Annotated in this window: 2 protein-coding genes; both read right to left on the reverse strand. The window is 42.5% G+C overall.

The features are described 5' to 3' along the window. Positions 1-31: 31 nt before the first annotated feature. A complete protein-coding gene (locus AB4274_RS20345) occupies positions 32-874 on the reverse strand; it encodes an IS3 family transposase (RefSeq protein WP_106427183.1) in 843 nt (280 codons plus the stop codon). After that, complete coding sequence (locus AB4274_RS20350; RefSeq protein ID WP_029236503.1) at positions 871-1,380, reverse strand: helix-turn-helix domain-containing protein; 510 nt, start codon at positions 1,378-1,380, stop codon at positions 871-873. Before AB4274_RS20350 ends, AB4274_RS20345 begins: the two co-directional genes overlap by 4 nt. Between the last annotated feature and the right edge of the window lie 46 nt (positions 1,381-1,426).

Genomic DNA, 1,426 nt, shown 5'->3' on the forward strand with positions numbered 1-1,426 from the left:
TGAAGTGACCCCGTAAAGTTGGACATTTCTGTTAAGCGGCTTTCAAGGCCTGAGTTCGATATTCTATCGGAGTCAGGCCTTTTAGTTTCACTTTTATACGTTTGGTATTGTAGTACTCGATGTATTCTTTAATTTGCTCTATCAGAGCATCTGCATCTTCAAAGCTTTGGTTGTGATACATCTCTGTTTTGAGTAAAGCAAAAAAGTTTTCAGCAACCGCATTATCCAAGCAGTTACCTTTTCTCGACATGCTTTGTGTTAACCCACTCTCCGCTACCTTTTTCTGATACTGTCGATGACGATATTGCCAACCTTGATCGCTATGTATAATTGGCTTTGAGTTGGGTTTGAGCTTTGATATGGCTTCCGTTAGCATATCCGTGACAAGCGGCAAGCAGGCATTTTTGGCCACTCTATAAGCCACTACCTCCTGAGTAAACAAGTCGACCACGGGAGACAAGTATACTTTCTGCTCTTTGACTTTGAACTCCGTGACATCAGTTACCCACTTTTCATCGGGTTGAGTCGCACTAAAATCTCTTTCAAGCAGGTTAGGAGCAGCTGTTCCAGACTCTCCTCGGTATGAACGATACTTTTTAATCCTGACCGTCGATTTAAGGTTGAGCTGAGCCATAAGCCTTTGAACCGTTTTGTGATTAAGCACGAACCCCTGATTTTTTAGTTCCAAGTGAATACGGCGGTAGCCGTATCGACCCTTATGTTCATGATAAATTGACTTTATCAACCGCAGCTCACGTTCGTAGCTATTTGGGCGCTTGTTTGTTTGAGCTTGATAATAAAAGACACTTTTTGCCAGCTGTAGAGTCTGCAGTAAGTGCTTCAGCGGGTACTTGCCTTTAAGAGTTAGAGCTATGACCGCTTTTTCTTTGTTCGACGGTTTTTTTCCTGCTCCAACTCTTCCAACTTTTTTAGAACGGCATTCTCGGTTCGTAAGTAGACCAACTCCTCTTTTAGCTCCTCAAGTGTCATTTCATTATCAGGCTTAGTGGTACGTTGAGGTTGCTGTTTCATTGAGGGTCTTCCTTTCTGGCGCATTTTGAGCCCCTTGATACCGAGCTCATTAAATCTTTTGAGCCAGACAGAGAGTATCCCAGGGGATGAGAGGTTTAATACAGCGCTAGTGTGCGTGAGAGACCATTCATTCGTCCACATTAAATTCAATGCTTTTCGTTTTGTTTGAGCAGTCGCGGCATGCTTAGTTGGTAAAAATGAATCAGTACCATGGATGGCAAAGACTTGAGCCCAATACCGTATCTGCCTTGAAGAAATTGAATATTGTTTTGCTAAATAGAGAGATGACGTGCCATCTAAGTATTGCTTAGCAATGATACATTTTAGCTCACGGCTATATTTGGACATAAAAAGACCCCCAATAATTGGTGTCCAACTATTGGGGGTCAGTTCA

It is taken from the genome of Vibrio sp. 10N.261.55.A10, assembly GCF_041470825.1.
GTDB lineage: Bacteria > Pseudomonadota > Gammaproteobacteria > Enterobacterales > Vibrionaceae > Vibrio > Vibrio crassostreae_C.

Excerpts from the sequence above, each read along its gene's own strand:
- AB4274_RS20350 (WP_029236503.1), bottom strand. The coding sequence starts at position 1,380 with ATGTCCAAATATAGCCGTGAGCTAAAATGTATCATTGCTAAGCAATAC.